Consider the following 21,191-nt stretch of genomic DNA (forward strand, 5'->3'; position numbering starts at 1 on the left):
TATCAAGGACATCCTGAAAGAGCGGGGCTCGGCCATGGAGGACGTGGGCATAGACGAGGCCTTCCTGGACATCTCCGAAAACCCCGGCTCTGCGGAGGAGATAGCCCGTGAAATCAAAGACAGTATAAACCGGGCCACGGGCCTCACCTGCTCCATCGGCATCGCCCCGAACAAGCTCCTGGCCAAGCTTGCCTCCGACATGCGGAAGCCCGACGGCCTCACCGTCATCCGTCCCGGCGAGGTAGGCAGGGTCCTGGACCCGCTGCCGGTGCGGAAGCTCTGGGGCGTGGGTCCGAAGAGCGAAGGGCACCTCGGGAAGCTGGGCATCCGGACTGTGGGGGAGATCCGGGCGGCGCCCCTCGAGTTTCTCGTGGAGCATTTCGGGGAGTCCTACGGGCGCTATCTTCACCGGGCCTCCCGGGGCATCGACGAAAGCCCCCTGGTGACGGAGTGGAAGCGCAAATCCATGAGCAGGGAGGAGACCTTCGAGAGGGACATCCTCCAGTGGCAGGGCATTGCCCGGCACCTGGCGGCTCTCTGCCGCGAGGTGGCCGAGGACATGAGGGAGGAAGGCGTCAAAGGCTGCACGGTGACGGTCAAGGTGCGGTTTGGTAATTTCAAGACACAGACGCGGTCCCTTACCCTGCCGGAGCCCGTCCGGGGCGTGGAGGCCCTCAGGCGGGCGGCCTTTCAGTGCCTGGGGCGGTTCGACCTGGCCGGCCGTCCGGTCCGGCTGCTCGGGGTCCGGGTGAGCAGGCTCGAAGAGGCCTGAGACGGCGGCTTTCGGATGGCCCGGGGAGGTTGTTCCCGGCCCTTGCGAGCCCCGGAGGACAGGAAACCAAGTTCTGTTATAATACGGATACCGGGCGCTTGGCGACATGGCGAATGTCCTCGGCGATAAGCACACGACGGAACCTCAAGGGGCCTTCCCCCGCATGTCCCTTTCCTTCGGAGCGGGCGTCCCGGAGAGCGCTTGCGGCCCGGTGGGCTCCCGGAGAGCGTTCGCCCGATAAACCGTTGGGCCCAGAGGAGGGAGATGGTCCGGACCATATACTGGGAAGACGGCAAGGCGATGATCCTCGACCAGGTGAAGCTCCCCCATGAGGTCGCCTACCTGGCCTGCGACGATTACCGGAAGGTCTGCCGGAGCATCCGCGAGATGAACATCCGGGGCGCCCCGGCCATCGGCATTGCCGCGGCCATGGGCATAGCCCTCGGGGCACTGGAGATAGAGGCCTCCTCGCCCGAGGAATTCGCGAGGCAGCTGGAGGATGTCTTCGAGGAGCTTCTGGCCACCCGGCCCACCGCCGTCAATATCCGCTGGGCCGTGCAGAGGGCGCGGCGGCTCCTGGCCGCCCGCCGGGGCGAGCCCGTGGCCGCGCTGAAGGAGGCCCTCGTCGAAGAGGCCGAAAGGGTCCTTGAAGAGGACGTCGCGGTGAACCGGGCCATCGGCAGGTGGGGGGCGCGGTTCATTCCCGACGGCGCCCGGGTCCTCACGCACTGTAACGCAGGCTCCTTGGCCACCGGCGGGTACGGCACCGCCACGGCGCCCATGCTGGTGGCCGCCGAAGAGGGCAAGCGCATCTCCGTCTTCGCCGACGAGACGAGGCCACTTTTGCAGGGCGCCCGCCTGACGGCCTGGGAGCTCATGCAGGCGGGCATCCCCGTCACCCTCATCACGGACAACTCGGCCGGCGCCCTCATGAAGCGGGGCGAGATAGACCTGGTCATCGTGGGCACGGACCGCACCGCCCGAAACGGCGACGTCGCCAATAAGATAGGCACTTACTCCGTGGCCGTGCTGGCCAGGGAGCACGGCATCCCCTTTTATGTCGCGGCCCCCTTGAGCAGCATCGATTTCTCCATGGCCACGGGCGACGAGATTCCCATAGAGGAGCGCTCGGGGCGCGAGGTGACCCACGTCTGCGGGGAGTACTGCATCGCCCCGGAGGGCGTGCTCGTCAGGAACATGGCCTTTGACGTCACGCCCGCCCGGTACGTGACGGCCTTTTTCACCGAGAAGGGAGCGTTCAGGCCCCGGGACCTTGCCCTCCTGGCCGAGGAGCGGGCCGACCTGGAGAAAGTCAGGCTTTAGGCGCGAAAGGTGAAAGACCAGATACTGGACATGAAGAAAATCTTCGCCGCCAGCGCCCGTGACCTCGGGCGGGTCGAGGAGGCGCTGATGGGCCTTTTCCAGAGCCAGGTGCTCTTCATCCCGGCCATCGGGAAACACCTGGTGCAAAGCGGCGGAAAGAGGCTGCGCCCCCTGTTTCTCCTCTCCGGCGCGCGCCTGGCCGGCTACGGCGGGGACGAGCACATCACCCTGGCGGCCATCATCGAGGCGATTCATACGGCCTCGCTCCTGCATGACGACGTGGTGGACCAGGCGGAGCTCAGAAGGGGCAGGCCCACCGCGCATTCCCTCTGGGGCAACCAGGTGGTCGTCCTGGTGGGAGACTACCTGTACTCCAACGCCCTCAGGGAGGCCGTTTTGCTGAGGAAACAGCGCATCATGGAGACCCTCTCGGAGGCCACCACGCGCATGACCCAGGGCGAGCTCCTCCAGCTTGAGAAGGTAAGCGACACCACCCTCACCGAGGAGGACTACCTGGAGATCATAAAGGCCAAGACCGGCGTGCTCATCTCGGCGGCCTGCCGCTCCGCGGGCATCCTGGCGGGGCTCACGCCCCGGAAGGAAGAGGCCCTGGCGGCATACGGGCTCCGGGCGGGCACGGCCTTCCAGATGGCAGACGACGTCCTGGATTACATGGCCCACGAGGACGACCTGGGCAAGAGGCTCGGGAAGGACCTGGACGAGGGGAAGATAACGCTGCCGCTCATCTGCCTTCTCCGTGCCGTCACCGAGGCCGAGAGAGTGGAAATAAACGACATCGTGGAAGGGGACCTGACGGAGGAGGGCCTCCGGCGCGTCATGGAGCTTTTCACGCGCTACGACGCCCTCACGGAGTCCATGGGCAAGGCAAGGGCTCTCGTGGAGGAGGCCAAGGCGGAGCTTCTGGTCTTTCCTCCATCCACGGCCCGGGACGAGATGTTCGAGATAGCGGAGTACGCTCTTCAGAGAGAAAAGTAGTGCACCCCATCGTGGAGCTGGCGAAGCGTGCGGCGGAGGAATACGTGAGACATGGGCGCGTGCTCGAAGCGCCGGCGGACCCCGATGGGGTCCTGGGACGGAAGGCGGCCGTCTTTGTCTGCGTGAAGACGGCGGGGCATCTCCGGGGCTGTATCGGCACGATGGCTCCCATGACCGAGAACGCCGCCCAGGAGACCATCAGAAACGCCGTGGCCGCCGTCGCGGAGGACCCGCGTTTTTTCCCCGTGGGCGAGGCCGAGCTCCGGGAGCTTGAATTTACGGTGGACGTCCTGTCCACCCCGGAGATTGTACAGAGCGCCTGGCACCTGGACACCCGGCGCTACGGCGTCATCGTTTCGAAGGGAGGACGCCGGGGGGTCCTCCTGCCGGACATCGAAGGGGTGGATACGGTGGAGAAGCAGCTCGAGATAGCCATGACCAAGGCGGGCATCGACCCGGGGGAGGAGGGCATGACGATCGAGAGGTTCGAGGTAGAGCGGTACCGATGAGCGATTTCCCCGAAAGAGGCTATCTCAGGAACTACAGCCTTCCCAGGATGCTCATCTTTCTCAACAGGCACCGGGTCACCGGCACGGTGTCCATCACGTCGCAGGGGACGAAGAAGGCCATCTACCTGAAGAAGGGCAACGCCGTTTTCGCCTCCTCCACCTACGAGGACGACCGCCTGGGCGAGATGCTGGTGAAGGCCGGCAAGATAACCGTGGCCCAGTACGACCGGGCGGTGACCGAGATGCTCGAGAGCGGAAAGCGCCTGGGCTCCGTCCTGGTGGAGCAGGGGACGCTCAGCCCCCAGGACCTTTTCTGGGGCGTGAAGTTTCAGGTGCAGGAGATCATCTACAGCCTCTTTCAGCTCCGGGACGGCGTGTACGAGTTCTCCGAGGGGAACGTGCCGGCGGAGCTTATCACGCTGGACCTGAGCATGGCCAAGATCATCTACGAAGGGGTCAAGCGCATCGAGGACTGGACGCGGATAAAGGCGGAGATGCCGCCTGCGGACACCGTCTTCGTCTACAGCCCCGACCCCCTGAGCCTCTTTCAGAAGGTGAGCCTTTCGGACGAGGGCCAGCGCATCCTCTCCCTGGTGGACGGCAGGCGCACCATATCGGATATCGTGGAGGCGGCCGGCATCAATAACTTCGAGGCCCTGAAGACCCTGTACGTCCTGTGCTCCATCGGCATGGTCACCGACTCCTCCCACAACGAGCCCGTGGCCTTCACGGTGGAGGACATCCTGAAGCCCCTGGATGACGAAAGGGACGAGTTCGTGGAGCGCGTCACCAGCATCCATGCCGCCCTGGGCTCCCTGAGCCACCACCAGCTCCTCTCGCTCGAGGAGGACGCCGGCCTCGACGACCTCAACAGGCAGTACTACAATCTCTCCAAGGAGTTCCATCCCGACCGCCACGGCAGCTCGGTGGACGAGACCATCAGGGAGAAGACCAACGACATCTTCCAGGCCATCACCCGGTCGTACCAGGTTCTGAAGGAGCAGATGAGCGGCCAGGCCCGGGGCGTGAGCCCCGGCCGGGCGCAGCCGGCCAGAGGGCAGGACGGCCTGACGCGGGAGATGCTCAGGGACGGGAAGGAGCGCATCAAGCAGGGCCGTTTCGGGGACGCCGCCGATTGCCTGAAAGTGGCCGTCGAGGCCGCCCCGGACTGTGTGGACTGCTGGACCCACTACGCCTTGGCCCTGAGCCGCCTTGCGGGGCGCCTTCCGGAGGCGGCCCGGGCCATGCTCGCGGCCCAGGAGCTTGAGCCGGACAACGCCGGCCACTATGCCAACCTCGGCCTGATCTATCTCCGGGGAAAGAAGCTCCGGGAGGCGCAGGAGCAGTTCGAGCGGGCCCTTGCCCTCGACCCTTCCAACCAGAAGGCACAGAAGGGACTCTCGCAAATCCCGGGCCGCGTCCCCTAAATGGGGGCGCCAGTGCCCTTTTTATCACACATTGAACCGGTCCCTTCAAGCAAACCGTTTCAATGTCCAGTCGTTCCGGCCCGTTGACCGGGGGCACCAGTGCCCTTCTTTACACGCTAAACCGAGCTATTACTTGAGCAAGGCGTTTCGATGTTCAGTCGTTCCGGCCCGTTGGCCGGTCGCTCCGGGCCGCGCCCGGGGCCCCCTTGGACTTCTCCTTGAGGGCGATATCTGTTATGGTCATCTCCTTGTCCACGGCCTTGCACATGTCATAGACGGCGAGGGCGGCGGCGGAGACGGCCACCAGGGCCTCCATCTCCACGCCCGTCTGGGCCACCGTGGAGACGGAGGCGGAAATGTCTATGCGGTTTTTCTTCGTGTCGGGGCGCAGGTCCACCTCGATTGAGGAAAGGGGGAGGGGGTGGCAGAGGGGGATGAGCTCCGGAGTCTTCTTGGCGGCCATGATGCCCGCCACGCGTGCGACGGCCAGGACGTCACCTTTGGGTATCCCGCCTTCGATGACGAGGGCGAGGGTCTCCTTCTTCATGCGTACCGAGCCCGTGGCCCGGGCCCGGCGGCGCACCGGAGGCTTCCCCGAGACGTCCACCATCCGGGCCTTGCCCCTTTCGTCAAGGTGGGTGAGCCTGGCCATCCCTCGCTCCGTGGGCCTCAGTCCAGTTCCTTCAGCTTGCGTGCGGCCGCCTCGGCCGTCTTGTCCTTGGGGTACTTCTCGATGAGGGACCTGAGGACCCCCTTGGCGGCCTTGACGTTCTTGTCCCCGGGCAGTTTCAGGAAGGCGTAGGCCTGCTTGAGCATGGCGGCGGGCACCTTGGGGCTGTCGGCGTATTTTTCCAGGACTTCCTCGTAGGCCAGGATGGCCTCGTCGTACTTGCCCTGTGCGTAGAAGGTCTCGCCTATCCAGAACTGGGCGTTGCCGGCCCAGGCGTGCTGGGGGAATTTCTCGAGAAAAGCCTGCATCTTCTCGCGCGCTTCCGTGTATCGGTGGGCCTGGAAGGACGCGTAAGCTTCGTTATAGAAGTCCTTGGGCGACGGCGCGGCCGCGGGGGTGTTGCCGAGGCCATCCTCGCGGCCCGCGCCCCGAAGGGCGGCCAGCTTGCCCTTGATGAAGACGAGGTCCGCCTCCACTCTCTCCAGCCGGGAGCGCATCTCGGTCATCGCCTCGGCGTCGGCGGCGGTGCCCCCGCTGTCCAGCCGCGTCTTGACGAGCTGCATCTCCCCGGCAAGCTGGTCGAGCTTCTTGTCGACGACGTGTTTGTTCTCGTCGAACCGGCCGTTGAGGGCCTGGACTTCCCTCAGAAGGTCGGAGACTTTCGCGTACAGGTCGGCCTGGCTCTCCCGGAGCGCCGTCACCGTCTCCTCCGCCGGGAGGGAGCCGGCCTGCGCCTTGAACGCGGCCATGTCGCGCTTCAGGGCGTCCATGGAGCTCTGGAGCGCCGCCACGTCCTTCTTCATGCGGTAGGAGTCCTGCTTCAGGTCGTTGATGTCCACCTGCATTTCCGGAAGCCGGGCGCATCCGGCAAGGAGGAGCACCCCCACGAGGGGGAGAAACATCATGACCGGCAGGGTTCTCACCGGGTGGCTCCGATAACGAAGTGCGCCCTTCTGTTGCGGGACCAGCAGTTCTCGGCCGCTTCCTCGCAGAGGGGCTTTTCCTCGCCGTAGCTGATGGTCTCTATCTTCTTGGCGGAAACGCCGCTGGCGACAAGGTATTCCTTCACGGAGGCGGCGCGCCGGTCGCCCAGGGCCAGGTTGTACTCGTTGGTGCCGCGCTCGTCGCAGTGTCCTTCGATGAGGACGCGGGCGTCGCCGTTGCCTGAGAGCCAGTGCGAAAGGTTATCGAGCATGGGCCGTGCATCGGGCCGTATGGCATAGCTGTCAAAAGCGAAATGAATGTCCTCGAAGGTGACGGCGGCCTGGGCGGCGGGGGTTGTCTCGGGGGCCACTTCCTCGGAGCTGACGCCTTCGTCGGGGATTGTCTCCTGTCCCTGCATCTCTCCGGCTACGGTCTTTTCCTGGCTCTCGGGGGGCGTGCCTTCTTCGGTACCCATGTCGGTTGCCACCCTTTTCTGCGAGCACCCCAGGACGAGGAGTCCCAGAAGCAGAACCCAAAAAACTTTCTTCATTGCCTTCCTCCTTTCGCCTCTACGGGCATTATCATTTTGGAGACCACCGGGGCGAGGACGCCTTGAGCCCCGGGGGCGATATTCTCATCTGCCCTCCGCCGTCGGAGCGCATGACGTAGATGCTCTTGTAGCCATCCCTGTCCGACGTAAACACTATGAACCTGCCATCTGGAGAGAACGAGGGCTCTTCGTTGTTGCCGGCGTCGGTGAGGCGCCTGAGGCCGGAGCCGTCTGTGCGGACGATGAAGATATGGTTCCTCCCCTCATATCTTCCCGAAAACGCCACCGTGTCCCCGCCGGGGGACCAGGAAGGCGACGTGTTGTAGTTGCCCTCAAAGGTCAAACGCACTCTATTATACCCGAACGGGTCAATAGAGTAAATCTGAGGCGTGCCGCCCCTGTCGGAGACGAAGGCCACTCTGTCGCCCCGGGGCGAGACGGTGGGAGAGACCTCGATTCCCGGGCCCGAGGTAATGCGGGTGAGCTTTCTCCGGCTGAGGTCGTAGCGGTACAGGTCGGGGGTGCCCTCCCGGGAGGACGAGAAGGTGAAGGACTTCCCGTCGGGGAAGAAGTCTCCGGCGATGTCCGTTCCGCCGGAGGAGAACACGAGGCTTTCCTTCATCCGCCTGAGGTCCAGAAGATGGATTCCCCACTTCCGGCCCCGCTCGGCGGAGTAGACGAGCGCATCCCCCGCAGGCGACCAGTGGGGGGCCAAAAGCAGGCGGCCCCCCACCTTGAGGTCCCTTTTCCTCTTGCCGTCCCAGTCCGCCACGAAGAGCCGCCGGGAACTCTTCCCATGCACCACGTAGGCCACCTTGGTGCGGAAGACGCCCTGATGGCCGGTGACCGTCTCATAGATGTCGTTCGAAATCTCGTGGGCCAGGGGGCGCAGGAGGGAGGCGTCAGCCCGGTACTGCTTCTGCATCACGGCCCTTCCCTCGAAGACGTCATAGACTGCCACGGCGACCTGAAGCTGCTCGCCGGCCGTAACGCTCCCTTTGACCACCAGCTCGGCGCCGATGCCCGTCCAGTCGCTCCTGCGGAAGGCCTCCCCCGGGCCTTCGAGGAAGGCCTCGGGGTCCAGGGGCTCGAACAGGCCGCTGAAGGTGAGGTCGTCCAGGACGATGCCCGAAATCTCCCGCCCATGGGAGCCCGTAAAAGGCTGAAGGGCCAGGGGGAGCTTCCTCGGGGGGCGGGAGATGTCGATATAGACGAGGGCCCCTGCGTCCTGCGCGGCACAGAGCACCCCCGCCACAAGGAGTATTCCCCAGAGCCATCTCTTCGCTCCGGCGCGTATCGTTCCTTTTATGGTCCTAACTGTTCTCACGTGGATAAAACCTCAGCATGATCTGCATTTCCTTTCCCATGGGAGGCGGCTCCACGGAGCCGGCCTTCTCGATGGCCCTCAGGGCGGAGCCGTCGAAGAGACGGTTGCCCGAGGCCTTCTCGAAACCGTTTATCTTTATCTTCCCCGTGGGGGAGACGGTCACGAATATCTCGGCCGACAGGCTCATCAGGTCCTTGATGTCGGGATAGACCCAGAGCTCGTTAATCCTCTCTTGTATCCGGGCGGTGTAGGCATCCAGGAGCGAGGAGCGTTGCGCCTGGCTCAGGGAGTCCTCGGCCATGGCCCCCTTGGCGCTGGCCAGGGACCGAAGGCGCTCCCTCTTCTCCTTGTCCCGGCTGAGCTTCTCGGTGAGGGCCTGGAGCCTTTCGGCCTTGAGCTTCTCGGCCTCCTTGATGGAGCGGAGGTCCTGCACGCGCTCCTCGGCGTAGTGCTTTTCCTTGAGGGCGGCCAGCCGCTCGGCCTTCTCCTGCATGAGGCGTTTCTTCTCCTGTGCGGAGGCCGCCTCGGGCGCGGCCGGGGGCTGTTTCTTCACGCTCTCCGGCGGGGGCTTCTCCGGCCGGGGCGGAGGTTCTTTCCGGGGCGACCTCTCCGGCTCCGCGGCCCGGTGCGGCGCAGGCCGCGGGGCCTTCTCCGGGGTTACCAGGCTTACGGTATAGACGTGGGGAGCCAGAGAGGAGGTCCGCTCGACGAGCAGGACGGCAAGCGTGAAGAACACGATATGCAGGAGAAACGACAGAGCCACCACCCGCTGCAGGCCGGGTTCCGTCATTTGAGGTCAAGCTTCGGCTCGGTAATCATGCCGAGCTTTTCGATACCCGCTCCTTTCACCTCTCCGATGACTTCCACGACAAAACCATAGGGCACGTCACGGTCGGCCTTGAGAAAGACGTTGGGGTTCCGGGCGCTGATGGCCTCGAGCTTCGCGCGCAGCTCCGGCAGGGAAAAAGAGCGGTCGTTCAGAAAGACGGTCTTGTCCTTCCGTACGACGAGGGTGACCCGCTCCTCCGTGGGCAGGTTCTTGCCCTTGGCGTGGGGGAGGTTGACGTCGATGCCCTGCTGCAGAAGCGGCGCGGTGACCATGAAGATGACCAGCAGGACGAGCATGACGTCCACTAGGGGGGTGACGTTTATCTCGGACATCACGGAGCGGTCTCTCTGGATTTTCACGCCCTCTGCACCTCGGCCATCAGGTCAAGGATCTCCTCGGAGAAGTCCTCCATCTCGATGATGATGTGCCGTGCGCGGCTGAGATAGTAGTTGTAGGCGATGACCGCGGGAATTGCCGCCACCAGGCCCATGGCCGTGGCGATGAGGGCCTCGGCGATGCCGGGTGCCACGACGGCCAGGGAGGCCGCTCCCTGGGAGCCGATGCCCATGAAGGAGTCCATGATGCCCCAGACCGTGCCGAACAGCCCGATGAAGGGGGTGGAGCTTCCCGTGGTGGCCAGAAACCCCAGGTAGCGTTCCAGATGCACGCCCTCGGAGGCCTCGTACCTTTTCAGGACGCGGCGCGTCTCCTGCGCATCCCTGCGGCCCGCCTCTGCGAAGGTGGCCCGGAAGACGTTGGCGATGGGGCTCTGGAGATATTTCTTCGAGATGGAAAAAAGGCCCTTGGGATTCCGCGCGCTGTCGAAGGCGCGCAGGAACAGGGCGTTCTCCTGTTCCGCCCGCCTGAGCTGCAAGTGTTTCTTGAGGATGATGGCCCATGACATGACCGAGAAAAACAGAAGGACGAGAAGCACCCCTTTGACGACGGGGCCTGCCGTGAGCATAAGGTCCAGAGCGCCGCTTTCCATATGAACTTCACTTTAATAGACGGAGAGAAAAAATGTCAACGTGCGTATACTATTATGTGGAAGGAGGCGCGGGCGCCTGCCTTGTTTTCCGAGGCTAAAACTAATATAATAGGCGCAGCTTATGACATTACCGACCCAGAAGGAGGAAGACTTATGTCAACGATGGAGTTTCAAGGGAAGCAGATCGAGCTGGACGACGACGGCTACCTTGCCAACCTTGACGATTGGAGCGAGGATCTTGCCGTCGAGCTTGCCAAGGAGGACAGCATCGACCTGACCGACGCCCACTGGGAAGTGATCAACTTCCTGAGGGATTATTACCAGAAGTACCAGATTGCACCGATGATCAAGATCCTGGTCAAGGAAATCGGCAAGGTCATGGGCCCCGAGAAGGGCAACACCAAGTACCTTTACCAGCTCTACCCCGGCGGCCCGGCGAAGCAGGCCTGCCGGTACGCGGGCCTTCCGAAGCCCACGGGCTGCGTATAAGAAGGAATCCGGAGCCGGCGGGCCCCTCTGCCTTCGGGCCCGCCGACTCCTCATCTTTTTATCTTCCGACCGGGTAAATCGGGGCATCACGTGAGGGGGGAGCAGAGCCTTTTGGAGTTCAAGGAATTCCTGACAGCCAAGAAAGAGTCCATCGGCGAGGCCTGGTACCAGCGCATTGCCGGCACATACCCCGCCGATACCGCATCTTTCCTTGTGCGCAAGAAGGACCGTTTCGACAACCCCGTGGGACACGCCATCGCCCAGACGACGGGCGGCTCTCTGGACTGCCTTATCAACGGCGCCGAGAGCGCCGAGCTGCGGTCCTGCCTCCAGCCCCTGGTCAGGATTCGCGCGGTGCAGAACTTCTCCCCCTCCGAGGCCGTTTCCTTTGTTTTCCTTCTTGAGGACGCGGTGGCGGAGGTCCTGGGAGGTGCTGCCGAAGAGGCCGGAGGGGCCGTGCTGTCCGCCCTGAGGGCCGCGGTGCGGGAGATGGCTCTGCTGTGCTTCGACATCTACGCGGAGTGCCGGGAGGACATCTCCCAGGTCAAGCAGGACGAGCTGAAGCGGAACCTTTACATGCTCGTGAGGAAGGCGAAAGACTTTGGCGTGGCCGAGGTCGTGGAAGAGGGCCGCGCGCAGTGGCGTGAACGCAACGCGTAAAGCGAGGTAAGAACGAATGGGTATGTTGTTCTCACTCTTTGTGGTAATCGCCCTGGTGGTCGCGGCATACGTCATCGAGCTTGCCGGGGGGATGGCGGGGAGCGTTCTCCTTGGCGTCATCATCCCGTACGCTGCGGTGGCGGTGTTCCTGGGCGGTTTCGTCTACAAGATCTTTGACTGGGCGCGCTCTCCCGTGCCGTTCCGCATCCCCACCACGAGCGGCCAGCAGAAGTCGCTCCCCTGGATAAAGCGGAACAAGCTGGACAACCCCTCCGGCACCCTGGGCGTCATTGGCCGGATGTTCTTGGAGATATTCCTGTTCCGCTCCCTGTTCAAGAACACCAAGGCCGACCTGAGGGAGGAGGGGCCGCGGCTGGTCTACGGTTCGAGCAAGTGGCTCTGGATGGCCGGGCTGGCCTTCCACTGGTCGCTCCTTTTCATCGTGGTCCGTCATTTCCGGCTGTTCGTGGAGCCGGTGCCGGCTTTCGTCAACGCCCTGGCCGGAGCCGACGGGTTCCTGCAGCTCACCCTTCCCGACTTCTACATCACCGACGCCGTCATCCTGTTGGCCGTGACCTATCTGTTCCTGAGGAGGGTGGCGATTCCCCAGTTGAAGACCTTCTCCCTCGCGGCGGACTACTTTCCGCTCTTTCTCATCCTGGGCATCGCCGGCAGCGGGGTCCTGATGCGCTACGTCACGAAGGTCAACATCGTTGGGGTCAAGAGCCTGGTCAACGGACTCTTCACCTTCCACCCCAACATTCCGGAAGGCATCGGCTCCATCTTCTACATCCATCTCTTGCTCGTCAGTGCGCTCCTCGTGTACTTCCCCTTCAGCAAGCTGATGCACATGGGCGGGGTGTGGATGAGCCCCACGAGGAACCTGTCGAACAACAGCAGGGTGAAAAGGCATATAAACCCCTGGAACCCCGACGTGAAGTTCCATACTTATGAGGAGTACGAGGACGATTTCCGGAAGTTCATGAAGATGGTCGGGCTCCCAGTGGAAAAAGACGAAGAGGAAGAAGAGTAATGGCGAAGGTACCGAAACCACAGGAATTAGTCGACAACCTCGTCAAGACGCCGAACGTCTTGAAGGGGGACGCGCCCAAGAAAAAGTGGATGGATATGCCCGTGGAGTTCCATCCGGGCAATTTCTGCTACGCGGGGAAGAAAAAGATCGTGGAGTACCACGGCTTCCCCAACCCCCGGGACTGGTCCCCCGCCGAGGAGGACTGGAAGCTGCCGGAGGGCTGGGAGCAGACCATCCTGGAGGGCTTCCGCGACAGGCTCCGGAGGTTCCGCTCTTTCAAGCTCTTCATGGACATCTGCGTGCGGTGCGGGGCCTGCGCGGACAAGTGCCATTTCTTCCTGGGCTCCGGGGACCCCAAGAACATGCCGGTCCTCCGGGCGGAGCTCGTCAGGAGCGTGTACCGCGGGGAGTTCAAGACCGCGGGCAAGATCCTCGGGCGCATCGCGGGCGGCAGGAAGCTCACCACCGACGTGCTGAAGGAATGGTTCATGTACTTCCACCAGTGCACCGAGTGCCGCCGGTGCTCGGCCTTCTGTCCCTACGGCATCGACACCGCCGAGGTGACGATGATGGCCCGGGAGCTCATGCACCTGGTGGGGTTGAACATCAACTGGATTCTGGAGCCGGCGGCCAACTGCAACCGCACGGGCAACCACCTGGGGCTTCAGCCCCACGCCTTCGTCTCCAGCGTGGAGAGCCTCTGCGACGACATCGAGGAGGTCACCGGCGTCCGCATCGAGGTGCCCTTCAACCGCAAGGGAGCGGAGGTGCTGTTCATTACGCCCTCGGCCGACGCCTTCGCGATGCCGGGCATCTACACCATGATGGGCTACCTGCTTCTGTTCCATCACATCGGGCTGGACTACACTATGAGCACCTATGCCTCGGAGGGAGGGAACTTCGGCCTGTTTACCTCCAACGAGATGATGAAGAAACTCAACGCCAAGATGTACCACGAGGCCAAGCGCCTGGGTGTGAAGTGGATCCTGGGCGGGGAGTGCGGCCACATGTGGCGGGTTGTCCACCAGTACATGGACACCATGAACGGGCCGGCGGACTTCCTGGAGGTTCCCCGCTCGCCCATAACCGGGACGGTCTTTGACAACGCCAGGGCCACGAAGATGGTCCACGTGGCGGAGTTCACCGCCGACCTCATCAAGAACAACAAGCTCAAGCTCGACCCCTCCCGCAACGACAACTGGACCGTCACCTGGCACGACTCGTGCAACACGTCCAGGGGGATGGGGCTTCTGGAGGAGCCGCGCTACGTTCTGAAGAACGTGGTCAACAAATTCTACGAGATGCCCGACAACACCACCAAGGAGCAGACCTTCTGCTGCGGGTCCGGCACCGGCCTGAACACCGACGAGTTCATGGAGACGCGGATGAAGGGCGGGCTGCCCCGGGCAAACGCCGCCCGGTATGTGGCCGACAAGTACGGGGTGAACCTGATGTCCTGTGTTTGCGCCATCGACCGGGCCACCCTGACCTCGCTCATGCAGTACTGGAACCCCGACATCGAGGTGAGCGGCCTGCACGAGCTGGTCGGAAACGCCCTGGTCATGGAGGGCGAGAAGAAGCGGACCCAGGACATGAGGATGGAGCCCCTGCCCGGAGTCGAAGAGGAGGAGGAAGCGGTAGGGGTCGAGGCGGAGCAGGAGGGAGGTGGCACCAATGTATGACACCAACAAGGTCTTTGTGGGAGTGCTCGTCTTTCTGGGCCTGATGACCTCTCCCTTCTGGCTCAACGCAGGGAAGTTCAAGCCCATGGAGAAGCTCGAGCTGCCCAAGGTCGAGAAGAAGTGCGTGGAGAAGACGGATTTCATGAAGGCCAACCACATGAAGCTTCTGGACGACTGGAGATATGAGGTGGTCCGCCTGGACCAGTGGGAGTACACCAGCAAGGCCTTTGGCAAGACGTACCGGAAAAGCCTGGTTGGCACGTGCATGGACTGCCACAAGACCAAGAAGAAGTTCTGCGACAGGTGCCACACCTACGCCGGAGTTAAACCGTACTGCTGGTCATGCCATGTAGCTCCCAAGGAACCGGAGGAGACGTCATAATGGGCATAAACAGGAGAGATTTTCTGAAAGGTTTGGGCGGAACGGTGGCCGCCCTGGGTGCGGCAGGCATCGTGGAGGGGCTTGTCTCGGACAGGAAGGCCGAGGCCATTCACCAGGCGGCTCCCCTGACGGGCACCATCCGGTGGGGCATGGTCGTCGACGTGGCGGCGTTCCGCACGGAGGAGGACTTCCGGCGTTGCGAGGAGGCGTGCCACAAATATCACAACGTCCCCAGGTTCAATAGCCTCAAGGATGAGATAAAGTGGATATGGTCCGACCGTTTCGAGAACGTGTTTCCGTCGGCGAGCCATCAGTTCGTGTCCGAGAAGATGGAGGAGCAGCGGTACTTCGCCCTCTGCAACCATTGCGCCAACCCGCCCTGTGTGCGGGTCTGTCCGACGCAGGCAACGTTCAAGGACACGAGCAACGGCATCACCATGATGGACTGGCACCGGTGCATCGGGTGCCGTTTCTGCATGGCCGCCTGCCCGTACGGGGCCCGGAGCTTCAACTGGCGCGACCCGCGCCCCTTCATCCCGGGGGAGCTCAACCCCGACTTTCCCACCAGGGAGCGGGGCGTGGTGGAGAAATGCACCTTCTGCGCCGAGGTCATCGCGCTGGGGGAGGCGCCCGGTCCGGGCGAGGAACTGCCCGAGAAACAGATGCCCCGCTGCGTGAAGGCCTCCGAGGGCCGTCTGGTCTTCGGGAACCTGAAGGACCCGGAATCGCAGATCCGGAGGACTCTGAAGGCGACGAAGACCATCCAGCGCAAGCCTCAACTGGGAACCCAACCGTCAGTCTTCTACATCGTGTGAGGGGGATATGCTAGAAAAAGCACTCTACGGAAGCAAGAAGTACTGGGCTCTGGTCCTTTTCCTCATCGGCCTGACACTGGTGGGGACCGTGGCCTACATCAAGCAATACATGTACGGACTGGGCGCCACCGGCATGAGCAGGGACATCTCCTGGGGCGTGTACATCGCCCAGTTCACCTTCCTGGTGGGTGTGGCGGCCTCGGCCGTGATGGTCGTCCTGCCGTACTACCTGCATAACTACAAGGAGTTCGGCAAGATCGTCATCCTGGGCGAGTTCCTGGCCATAAGCGCGGTCACCATGTGCATCCTTTTCATCATGGTCGACATGGGCAAGCCCGCCCGCGTCCTGAACATCCTCAAGTACCCGACGCTGCACTCCGTCATGTTTTGGGACATGGTCGTATTGAGCGGGTACCTGGGGCTGAACCTCCTGTGTGGATGGGTGGTCCTGCAGGCCGAGAAGAAGGACGTCCCGCCGCCCAAGTGGATAAAGCCCTTCATCTACGTGTCCATCCCCTGGGCGGTGAGCATACACACGGTGACGGCTTTCCTGTACGCGGGCCTTCCGGCGAGGCATTTCTGGCTGACCGCCATCATGGCCCCCCGGTTTCTGGCGTCCGCTTTCTCCGCGGGGCCGGCCCTTTTGATTCTCCTGGCCCTCCTCGTGCGGCGGTACACGGAGTTTGACGCCGGGAAGAAGGCCATCTCCAAGCTGGCGACCATCGTCCTGTACGCGGGCCTGGTCAACTTCTTTTTCCTCCTGATGGAGGTGTTCACGGCTTTCTACTCCAGCGTCCCCAGCCACAAGGAAACGTTCGTATACCTGTATATGGGCCTGGAGGGGATGGGCAACCTGGTCTACGTGATGTGGACCTCTCTGGCGGTGGGCTTTATCGCCATCCTGATGCTCCTTTTCCCGAAGAACCGGGAGAACTACGGTCGGCTGGCCGTGGCCTGTGCCCTGCTGTTCGTATCGCTGTTCATTGACAAGGGCGTGGGCCTGGTCATCGGCGGGTTCGTTCCCAACCCCCTGGAGCACGTCCTGAACTACCATCCCACGGCCATCGAGATTATGGTGACCATCGGTGTCTGGGGCGCGGGCTTCCTTGTTCTGACGGTCCTTTACAAGGTGGCCATCTCCATAAGGGCGCTCACCTCGCCAGGGACGCACTGACGGGGTTTCGGCACCACGCGCACGAGGCGCTCTTCCGTCCGCGCGGGCGGAAGGGCGCCGTCGCGAGAAGGGAAGGAAATTCTGTTGCCTAAAGGAGGTGTGGTTTTCGATGTACATGGTTACTGTGGATGCTGAGAAGTGCGAGGGCTGCGAGGAGTGCGTGAGCATCTGCCCCAATGAGGTGTTTCAGATGGCGGAGGGCAAGAGCGACCCCAGCCAGAGCGGCGAGTGCGTTTTCTGCGAGAGCTGCCTGGGTGTCTGCCCCTCCGAGGCCATCACCATCAACGAGATGTAGCCTCTCCTTCCGAAACGGACAAAGGGCCTCCCGCGGGGGGCCTTCTTGTTGTGCGCGGACGGCCTGGGCTGCGGGGAGTGCTGGGGCGTCTGCCGCCCACCGGGCTTCGGAGAGAAGCGCCGGGAAAAGAAAAGGGGATGCGGCTGCCGCATCCCCTTTTCTTTTCCCTTTTTCCGCCGTTCAGGACTTCTGGACGTAGAGCTCCCAGTACCCCTTGTCCTCGAGCTTCTTGGCCTCGAACTTGTAGCCCTGCTTCTCCGCCCACCGGGGAATGGAGTCCTCGGCGGAGGCGGGGGCGTCGCAGATGACCTTCAGGACCTGGCCGCTGGACATCTTCTCGATGGCCTTCTTCGAAAGGACCAGAGGATAGGGGCAGACCCTCCCCAGGACATCCAGGGTCTGGTCGGCCTGTTTTTCGCTCAGCTCACCCATGACAGTACCTCCTTGGTTTATTTAGAAGAAAAGCACGTGGCGCGCGCTCTCCAGGGATTTCTGGATATCGGAGAAGGGCACCACATTGATCTTCACCTCCGCCCCCATTTCCTCGGCGTCCGGGAGACTGTCCTCCGAAATGCCGTATTTCTGCAGGTCCTCCTTGCAGACGAGGATGTTCAGGTCCACGAGCATGGCGTTCTTCATATGCGATTCGGTGCTGGTGATGCCGTAGAGGTCCATGGCCTTCTGGCCTTTCTCCAGACCCAGGACCCCTTCGCCGACGAAGCAGAGGTCGGGGGTCACCGTGTCGCCGTCGTCCAGGAGGATTTCCACCGTCTGATAGGCTATGGCGTGGGTAATCGCCAGCCTGGAGGTCTCCCCCTTGTACTGGGGCCTCTGCACGAGGAACGTCACTTTCACATCACCCATTTATTCACCCCCTATCTGAAGGACCCGGTCCGCGCCGTGTATCTTGGCCAGATACCAGTGCATGGCGTTCCACTGAACGCCCTCGATGCCGTCGGGTTTCTGTACCCCGCGCGCCACGGTGCAGGCCTCGCAGGTGCAGATTTCCACGCCCTTCTCCAGGAGCCGCTTGAGATGCGTCTCTCCGGTGGAGTAGTCCTTCAGGTGCTTCTGGTTGGCCTTCACGGAGCCGGTGGCGTTGCCGGAAAACCAGATGCTCACCGTATGGCCCTTGTCCACGGCCGCCTCCGCCAGCTTGAGAGCGAAGTCGTAGGTCATGGAGCCAACGAGCCCGGGGAAACACCCTATAGTCAAGTTTGCCATCCATTGCCTCCTTCTATCCCATCCAGGCGATTTTCTCGAAATCGTTCATGATGATGTCCACGACGTCACTGTACGTAACGACTTTGGCCTTGGCGTCCAGGGAAGAGGCGTCGATGCCCCTGGTCTCTACGTCCTCGGAAAGGACATAGACCTGGTCGGTCTTGCCGAGCAGGGGCGAGGGCTGCATCCCCTGCCTGCTGACGGCGTGGTAGATGCCGTTTTGCACGAGGATAAGCCCGAGCGTGTCAGCCTGGATACGGTCGAGCGTATCCCAGGGCAAAGTGTAATCACTCACAAATACCCCCAGTTTCATGGTCACCTCCCGAGTTCTGTGAAATGGTTAAAAATGTGGAAGTTCACTGTTATACCAGTAACTATAATGCTTTGTCAATGAGAATATGGGGGTCCGGAAACCCCGGAGAAAGCCTTTTCCTCCGGGCCTCCAGACGGCTCCGGGCGGCCGGCCCAGGGGGGCACCAGTGCCCTTTTTTGCACGCCAAACCGAGCTATTACTTGAGCAAGGCGTTTCGATGTTCAGTCGTTCCGGCCCGTTGGCCGGTCGCTCCGGGCCGCGCCTGGTCGCTCCGGGCCGCGCCCGGCGCTTGTTGTAATTTCCGCCTCGATTTGAAATAATATCGCTGCCCCCGTTCGGGGGCTCCGGGGAGGGAAGCGGAAGCTGGACGTCCACCCCCCCAAGCCAGGAGGAGATTCATGGCAGCGCTTGCCGGGAGGGTCAGGAACCTTCCGCCGTATCTGTTCGCACGCATCGACGAGCTGAAGCAGGAGGCGCTCGGAAGGGGCGTGGACCTCATCGACCTCAGCGTGGGAGACCCCGACACCCCCACGCCGGGGCATATCGTGGAGGCCATGAAAAGGGCCCTGGACAACCCCGAGAACCACCGCTATCCCAGCACCCAGGGGATGCTCCGCTTCCGGAAGGCCGTGGCCGCCTGGTACGAAAGGCGCTTCGGCGTCTCCCCGGACCCGGAAGGTGAGGTCCTCTCCCTCATCGGCTCCAAGGACGGCGTGGGCCACATGCCCTTTGCCTTCGTGGACCCCGGCGACATGGTGCTCGTCCCGAGCCCGGGCTATCCGGTCTACTCCATCGGCACGCTCCTGGCCGGTGGGGAGAGCTACTTCATGCCCCTGACCGCGGAGAGGGGCTTCCTGCCGGACCTCGATGCCGTGCCCGCCGAGGTGCTGAAACGGGCAAAGCTCATGTGGCTCAACTACCCCAACAACCCCACCGCGGCCACGGCCGGAGGGGATTTCTTCGAGCGGGCCGTCCGCGTCGCCAAAAAGTACGACATCATCGTCTGCCACGACGCGGCGTACTCCGAGATATACTTCGACGGCAGGAGGCCGCCCAGTTTCCTTCAGGCCCCCGGCGCCAAGGACGTGGGCGTGGAGCTTCACTCCCTGTCGAAGACCTATAACATGACGGGCTGGCGCATCGGGTGCGCGGTGGGCAACAGGGAGGTCGTCGCGGGGCTCAGAAAGATAAAGTCGAACCTCGATTCGGGCGTCTTCCAGGCCGTGCAGGAGGCCGCCGTCACCGCCCTGGAGACGGAAGAGGGCGTGCTGGAAGGCATCCGCTCCATGTACCAGGAGCGCCGGGACGTCCTTCTTGAGGGCCTGGGGGAGGCGGGGATTCATGCCGCAAAGCCGGAGGCCACGTTCTACGTCTGGGCGAAGGTGCCCGGGGGGTTCGACTCCTCGGAGTACGCCGCCCATCTCCTCGAGCGGGCCGGCGTGCTGGTCACGCCGGGCAGCGGTTTCGGCGTCGCCGGGGAGGGGTACGTCCGTTTCGCCCTCACCGTCCCTGCGGAGCGGATGAGGGAAGCGGCCCGCCGCATCGGGCGGCTCTGACCCGCCCTGCGTCCATGGCCCGGGTCTATATCGGGATAGGGTCGAACCTGGGGGCGAGGGATGCCAATCTGGGGCGGGCCGTGGAGCTTCTGGCCGCCCGGGGCGTGCGGGTCCTCAAGGCCTCCACGGTCCACGAGACCGCCCCATGGGGCAGAAAGGACCAGCCCCCCTTCCTGAACATGGCCGTGGAGGCCGAGACGGAGCGGGGCCCGCGGGAGCTTCTCGGGCTCCTGAAGGGCATCGAACGGGAGATGGGCCGTCCGGGACGCCGGGAGGCCGGGCGCTGGGGCCCCAGGGTGATAGACCTGGACATCCTCCTTTACGACGGCCTCGTTTTGGATGAGCCCGACCTCAAAATCCCCCATCCCCTCATACACGAAAGGGAGTTCGTCCTGGCCCCCCTGGCCGAGATAGCCCCCGACGCGGTGCACCCCGTCCTGGGGAAGACCGTGCGGGAGCTCAGGGACTCGTTGTCCGAAAAGGGTTCTTGAGGGGGGGCACCGGCGACAGAGGCGGTCACGGGTGGCTCGCTGGCGACCGGAAAGGTCACTAGTGACTTGTCACTGGTGACTCACTGGTGACTGCGGACGAAGTCCCCGAAGCCCTTGAGGACCTGAAGGCCCAGTTTCTGGCTCTTTTCGGGATGAAACTGGGTGGCCACCACGTTGTCCTTCCAGACCATCGAGGTGAAGGAAATGCCGTAGTCCGTGGTGGCGGCCACGATGCCGGGGTCCTCCGGGGCCACGTAGTAGGAATGGACGAAGTAGAAAAAGCTCCGGTCGGGGATGTCCGCGAGTATGGGAGGCCGCTGCTTGATGTCTATCTGGTTCCAGCCCATGTGGGGGATTTTCAGCCCGCTCCGGGGGAAGCGGGGCACGGAGCCCTTGAAGACGTCCAGCCCCCGGCTCCTGCCGAACTCCTTGGATTCGGTAAACAGCACCTGGAGGCCGAGGCAGATGCCCAGGTAGGGCTTGCCATTTTGGATGCTCCGGAGGATGGGCGCGATGAGCCCCAGCTCATCGAGGTTCCGCATGCAGTCGGGGAATGCCCCCACCCCGGGGAGAACGATGCCCGCGGCGTCCTGGACGGACCGGGCGTCGGAGACCACGCGCACCTGCACGCCCACGTGCTCGAACCCCTTTTGCACGCTCCTGAGGTTTCCCATGCCGTAATCGATGATGGCTATCATGCATCCCTATAATAGCACGGGAGGCCGAGGGCCCGGCCACCCGGAAAGGGCCTCCTTTGTGCGA

27 protein-coding genes are annotated in these 21,191 nt (G+C 63.2%); 15 read left to right on the top strand and 12 right to left on the bottom strand.

Translation table 11 applies throughout. The features are described from left to right. The 5 genes from P8Y39_06705 to P8Y39_06725 all read left to right on the top strand — a co-directional run. A partial coding sequence (locus tag P8Y39_06705; protein MEJ2192028.1) for a DNA polymerase IV occupies window positions 1–772 on the top strand: 772 nt, incomplete at its 5' end. A 264-nt stretch (window positions 773–1,036) separates the two neighbouring features. Next, complete coding sequence (gene mtnA, locus P8Y39_06710) at window positions 1,037–2,095, top strand: S-methyl-5-thioribose-1-phosphate isomerase (GenBank protein MEJ2192029.1); 1,059 nt, start codon at window positions 1,037–1,039, stop codon at window positions 2,093–2,095. A 9-nt stretch (window positions 2,096–2,104) separates the two neighbouring features. After that, a complete protein-coding gene (locus P8Y39_06715; protein MEJ2192030.1) occupies window positions 2,105–3,091 on the top strand; it encodes a polyprenyl synthetase family protein in 987 nt (328 codons plus the stop codon). Beyond that, complete coding sequence (gene amrA, locus P8Y39_06720) at window positions 3,091–3,600, top strand: AmmeMemoRadiSam system protein A (protein MEJ2192031.1); 510 nt, start codon at window positions 3,091–3,093, stop codon at window positions 3,598–3,600. Before P8Y39_06715 ends, amrA begins: the two co-directional genes overlap by 1 nt. Next, window positions 3,597–5,027 (top strand): DUF4388 domain-containing protein, encoded by a 1,431-nt coding sequence (locus P8Y39_06725; GenBank protein MEJ2192032.1) that lies wholly within the window; start codon window positions 3,597–3,599, stop codon window positions 5,025–5,027. Before amrA ends, P8Y39_06725 begins: the two co-directional genes overlap by 4 nt. A gap of 154 nt (window positions 5,028–5,181) precedes the next feature. Here P8Y39_06725 and moaC read toward each other — a convergent pair whose 3' ends face one another. The 7 genes from moaC to tolQ are packed head-to-tail and all read right to left on the bottom strand — an operon-like array spanning window position 5,182 to window position 10,315. Further along, window positions 5,182–5,679, bottom strand: a complete 498-nt coding sequence (moaC, locus tag P8Y39_06730; GenBank protein ID MEJ2192033.1) for a cyclic pyranopterin monophosphate synthase MoaC — start codon at window positions 5,677–5,679, stop codon at window positions 5,182–5,184. A gap of 17 nt (window positions 5,680–5,696) precedes the next feature. After that, window positions 5,697–6,602, bottom strand: a complete 906-nt coding sequence (ybgF, locus tag P8Y39_06735) for a tol-pal system protein YbgF (protein ID MEJ2192034.1) — start codon at window positions 6,600–6,602, stop codon at window positions 5,697–5,699. A gap of 14 nt (window positions 6,603–6,616) precedes the next feature. Continuing rightward, on the bottom strand, window positions 6,617–7,171 hold the full coding sequence (pal, locus tag P8Y39_06740; GenBank protein ID MEJ2192035.1) for a peptidoglycan-associated lipoprotein Pal: 555 nt from the start codon (window positions 7,169–7,171) through the stop codon (window positions 6,617–6,619). A gap of 31 nt (window positions 7,172–7,202) precedes the next feature. Beyond that, window positions 7,203–8,498 carry a Tol-Pal system beta propeller repeat protein TolB gene (gene tolB / locus P8Y39_06745; GenBank protein MEJ2192036.1) on the bottom strand — a complete coding sequence of 432 codons (1,296 nt, stop codon included), beginning with the start codon at window positions 8,496–8,498 and terminating at the stop codon, window positions 7,203–7,205. Further along, window positions 8,485–9,288 carry a cell envelope integrity protein TolA gene (locus P8Y39_06750; GenBank protein ID MEJ2192037.1) on the bottom strand — a complete coding sequence of 268 codons (804 nt, stop codon included), beginning with the start codon at window positions 9,286–9,288 and terminating at the stop codon, window positions 8,485–8,487. Before P8Y39_06750 ends, tolB begins: the two co-directional genes overlap by 14 nt. Beyond that, complete coding sequence (locus P8Y39_06755) at window positions 9,285–9,659, bottom strand: biopolymer transporter ExbD (GenBank protein MEJ2192038.1); 375 nt, start codon at window positions 9,657–9,659, stop codon at window positions 9,285–9,287. Before P8Y39_06755 ends, P8Y39_06750 begins: the two co-directional genes overlap by 4 nt. Before the next feature lie 23 nt (window positions 9,660–9,682). Continuing rightward, window positions 9,683–10,315, bottom strand: a complete 633-nt coding sequence (gene tolQ, locus P8Y39_06760; GenBank protein ID MEJ2192039.1) for a protein TolQ — start codon at window positions 10,313–10,315, stop codon at window positions 9,683–9,685. 153 nt (window positions 10,316–10,468) lie between these two features. On the opposite strand from tolQ, the gene P8Y39_06765 reads away from it, so the two are divergent. From P8Y39_06765 to P8Y39_06800, 8 genes are all read left to right on the top strand, one after another. Continuing rightward, the gene (locus tag P8Y39_06765) at window positions 10,469–10,804 is read left to right on the top strand and encodes a TusE/DsrC/DsvC family sulfur relay protein (GenBank protein ID MEJ2192040.1); all 336 of its coding nucleotides are present in this window, start codon (window positions 10,469–10,471) and stop codon (window positions 10,802–10,804) included. 90 nt (window positions 10,805–10,894) lie between these two features. Further along, window positions 10,895–11,464, top strand: coding sequence for an RsbRD N-terminal domain-containing protein (locus P8Y39_06770; GenBank protein ID MEJ2192041.1), 570 nt, complete (start codon window positions 10,895–10,897; stop codon window positions 11,462–11,464). A gap of 16 nt (window positions 11,465–11,480) precedes the next feature. Then, window positions 11,481–12,497, top strand: coding sequence for a sulfate reduction electron transfer complex DsrMKJOP subunit DsrM (gene dsrM / locus P8Y39_06775; GenBank protein ID MEJ2192042.1), 1,017 nt, complete (start codon window positions 11,481–11,483; stop codon window positions 12,495–12,497). After that, window positions 12,497–14,179 (top strand): (Fe-S)-binding protein, encoded by a 1,683-nt coding sequence (locus P8Y39_06780; GenBank protein MEJ2192043.1) that lies wholly within the window; start codon window positions 12,497–12,499, stop codon window positions 14,177–14,179. Before dsrM ends, P8Y39_06780 begins: the two co-directional genes overlap by 1 nt. Then, window positions 14,172–14,561, top strand: a complete 390-nt coding sequence (gene dsrJ, locus P8Y39_06785; protein ID MEJ2192044.1) for a sulfate reduction electron transfer complex DsrMKJOP subunit DsrJ — start codon at window positions 14,172–14,174, stop codon at window positions 14,559–14,561. Before P8Y39_06780 ends, dsrJ begins: the two co-directional genes overlap by 8 nt. After that, window positions 14,561–15,376, top strand: coding sequence for a 4Fe-4S dicluster domain-containing protein (locus P8Y39_06790; GenBank protein MEJ2192045.1), 816 nt, complete (start codon window positions 14,561–14,563; stop codon window positions 15,374–15,376). Before dsrJ ends, P8Y39_06790 begins: the two co-directional genes overlap by 1 nt. A gap of 7 nt (window positions 15,377–15,383) precedes the next feature. Continuing rightward, window positions 15,384–16,550, top strand: coding sequence for a polysulfide reductase NrfD (gene nrfD, locus P8Y39_06795; protein ID MEJ2192046.1), 1,167 nt, complete (start codon window positions 15,384–15,386; stop codon window positions 16,548–16,550). Window positions 16,551–16,659: 109 nt separating this feature from the next. Further along, window positions 16,660–16,845, top strand: coding sequence for a 4Fe-4S binding protein (locus tag P8Y39_06800; protein ID MEJ2192047.1), 186 nt, complete (start codon window positions 16,660–16,662; stop codon window positions 16,843–16,845). Window positions 16,846–17,025: 180 nt separating this feature from the next. On the opposite strand, the gene P8Y39_06805 is transcribed toward P8Y39_06800, so the two are convergent. From P8Y39_06805 to P8Y39_06820, 4 genes are read right to left on the bottom strand one after another with little or no spacing between them, the layout of a single operon-like run. Continuing rightward, the gene (locus tag P8Y39_06805) at window positions 17,026–17,277 is read right to left on the bottom strand and encodes a sulfurtransferase TusA family protein (protein ID MEJ2192048.1); all 252 of its coding nucleotides are present in this window, start codon (window positions 17,275–17,277) and stop codon (window positions 17,026–17,028) included. Between the two features lie 21 nt (window positions 17,278–17,298). Next, complete coding sequence (locus P8Y39_06810) at window positions 17,299–17,709, bottom strand: DsrE family protein (protein MEJ2192049.1); 411 nt, start codon at window positions 17,707–17,709, stop codon at window positions 17,299–17,301. Then, complete coding sequence (locus tag P8Y39_06815) at window positions 17,710–18,069, bottom strand: DsrE family protein (GenBank protein ID MEJ2192050.1); 360 nt, start codon at window positions 18,067–18,069, stop codon at window positions 17,710–17,712. It abuts the gene before it with no gap. A 13-nt stretch (window positions 18,070–18,082) separates the two neighbouring features. Beyond that, a complete protein-coding gene (locus P8Y39_06820) occupies window positions 18,083–18,382 on the bottom strand; it encodes a DsrH/TusB family sulfur metabolism protein (GenBank protein MEJ2192051.1) in 300 nt (99 codons plus the stop codon). Between the two features lie 398 nt (window positions 18,383–18,780). On the opposite strand from P8Y39_06820, the gene P8Y39_06825 reads away from it, so the two are divergent. Next, window positions 18,781–19,938, top strand: a complete 1,158-nt coding sequence (locus P8Y39_06825; GenBank protein ID MEJ2192052.1) for an LL-diaminopimelate aminotransferase — start codon at window positions 18,781–18,783, stop codon at window positions 19,936–19,938. Between the two features lie 14 nt (window positions 19,939–19,952). Beyond that, window positions 19,953–20,429, top strand: a complete 477-nt coding sequence (folK, locus tag P8Y39_06830) for a 2-amino-4-hydroxy-6-hydroxymethyldihydropteridine diphosphokinase (protein ID MEJ2192053.1) — start codon at window positions 19,953–19,955, stop codon at window positions 20,427–20,429. Between the two features lie 80 nt (window positions 20,430–20,509). Here the strand turns inward: folK and hisH are convergent, their stop codons facing one another. Beyond that, complete coding sequence (gene hisH / locus P8Y39_06835) at window positions 20,510–21,127, bottom strand: imidazole glycerol phosphate synthase subunit HisH (GenBank protein ID MEJ2192054.1); 618 nt, start codon at window positions 21,125–21,127, stop codon at window positions 20,510–20,512. Window positions 21,128–21,191 lie beyond the last annotated feature (64 nt).

It is taken from the genome of Nitrospirota bacterium, from assembly GCA_037386965.1.
Taxonomy (GTDB): Bacteria; Nitrospirota; Thermodesulfovibrionia; order Thermodesulfovibrionales; family JdFR-86; genus JARRLN01.

Bases quoted from the DNA above. Each gene is read 5' to 3' on its own strand.
- P8Y39_06810 (MEJ2192049.1), bottom strand. From the start codon at position 17,709: ATGGGTGATGTGAAAGTGACGTTCCTCGTGCAGAGGCCCCAGTACAAG.
- pal (MEJ2192035.1), bottom strand. From the start codon at position 7,171: ATGAAGAAAGTTTTTTGGGTTCTGCTTCTGGGACTCCTCGTCCTGGGG.
- P8Y39_06755 (MEJ2192038.1), bottom strand. From the start codon at position 9,659: ATGTCCGAGATAAACGTCACCCCCCTAGTGGACGTCATGCTCGTCCTG.
- P8Y39_06750 (MEJ2192037.1), bottom strand. From the start codon at position 9,288: ATGACGGAACCCGGCCTGCAGCGGGTGGTGGCTCTGTCGTTTCTCCTG.
- P8Y39_06780 (MEJ2192043.1), top strand. From the start codon at position 12,497: ATGGCGAAGGTACCGAAACCACAGGAATTAGTCGACAACCTCGTCAAG.
- P8Y39_06805 (MEJ2192048.1), bottom strand. From the start codon at position 17,277: ATGGGTGAGCTGAGCGAAAAACAGGCCGACCAGACCCTGGATGTCCTG.
- P8Y39_06725 (MEJ2192032.1), top strand. From the start codon at position 3,597: ATGAGCGATTTCCCCGAAAGAGGCTATCTCAGGAACTACAGCCTTCCC.
- dsrJ (MEJ2192044.1), top strand. From the start codon at position 14,172: ATGTATGACACCAACAAGGTCTTTGTGGGAGTGCTCGTCTTTCTGGGC.
- P8Y39_06790 (MEJ2192045.1), top strand. From the start codon at position 14,561: ATGGGCATAAACAGGAGAGATTTTCTGAAAGGTTTGGGCGGAACGGTG.
- dsrM (MEJ2192042.1), top strand. From the start codon at position 11,481: ATGGGTATGTTGTTCTCACTCTTTGTGGTAATCGCCCTGGTGGTCGCG.
- P8Y39_06815 (MEJ2192050.1), bottom strand. From the start codon at position 18,069: ATGGCAAACTTGACTATAGGGTGTTTCCCCGGGCTCGTTGGCTCCATG.
- P8Y39_06825 (MEJ2192052.1), top strand. From the start codon at position 18,781: ATGGCAGCGCTTGCCGGGAGGGTCAGGAACCTTCCGCCGTATCTGTTC.
- P8Y39_06800 (MEJ2192047.1), top strand. From the start codon at position 16,660: ATGTACATGGTTACTGTGGATGCTGAGAAGTGCGAGGGCTGCGAGGAG.
- tolQ (MEJ2192039.1), bottom strand. From the start codon at position 10,315: ATGGAAAGCGGCGCTCTGGACCTTATGCTCACGGCAGGCCCCGTCGTC.
- P8Y39_06820 (MEJ2192051.1), bottom strand. From the start codon at position 18,382: ATGAAACTGGGGGTATTTGTGAGTGATTACACTTTGCCCTGGGATACG.
- nrfD (MEJ2192046.1), top strand. From the start codon at position 15,384: ATGCTAGAAAAAGCACTCTACGGAAGCAAGAAGTACTGGGCTCTGGTC.
- moaC (MEJ2192033.1), bottom strand. From the start codon at position 5,679: ATGGCCAGGCTCACCCACCTTGACGAAAGGGGCAAGGCCCGGATGGTG.
- P8Y39_06765 (MEJ2192040.1), top strand. From the start codon at position 10,469: ATGTCAACGATGGAGTTTCAAGGGAAGCAGATCGAGCTGGACGACGAC.
- mtnA (MEJ2192029.1), top strand. From the start codon at position 1,037: ATGGTCCGGACCATATACTGGGAAGACGGCAAGGCGATGATCCTCGAC.
- ybgF (MEJ2192034.1), bottom strand. From the start codon at position 6,602: ATGATGTTTCTCCCCCTCGTGGGGGTGCTCCTCCTTGCCGGATGCGCC.
- hisH (MEJ2192054.1), bottom strand. From the start codon at position 21,127: ATGATAGCCATCATCGATTACGGCATGGGAAACCTCAGGAGCGTGCAA.
- folK (MEJ2192053.1), top strand. From the start codon at position 19,953: ATGGCCCGGGTCTATATCGGGATAGGGTCGAACCTGGGGGCGAGGGAT.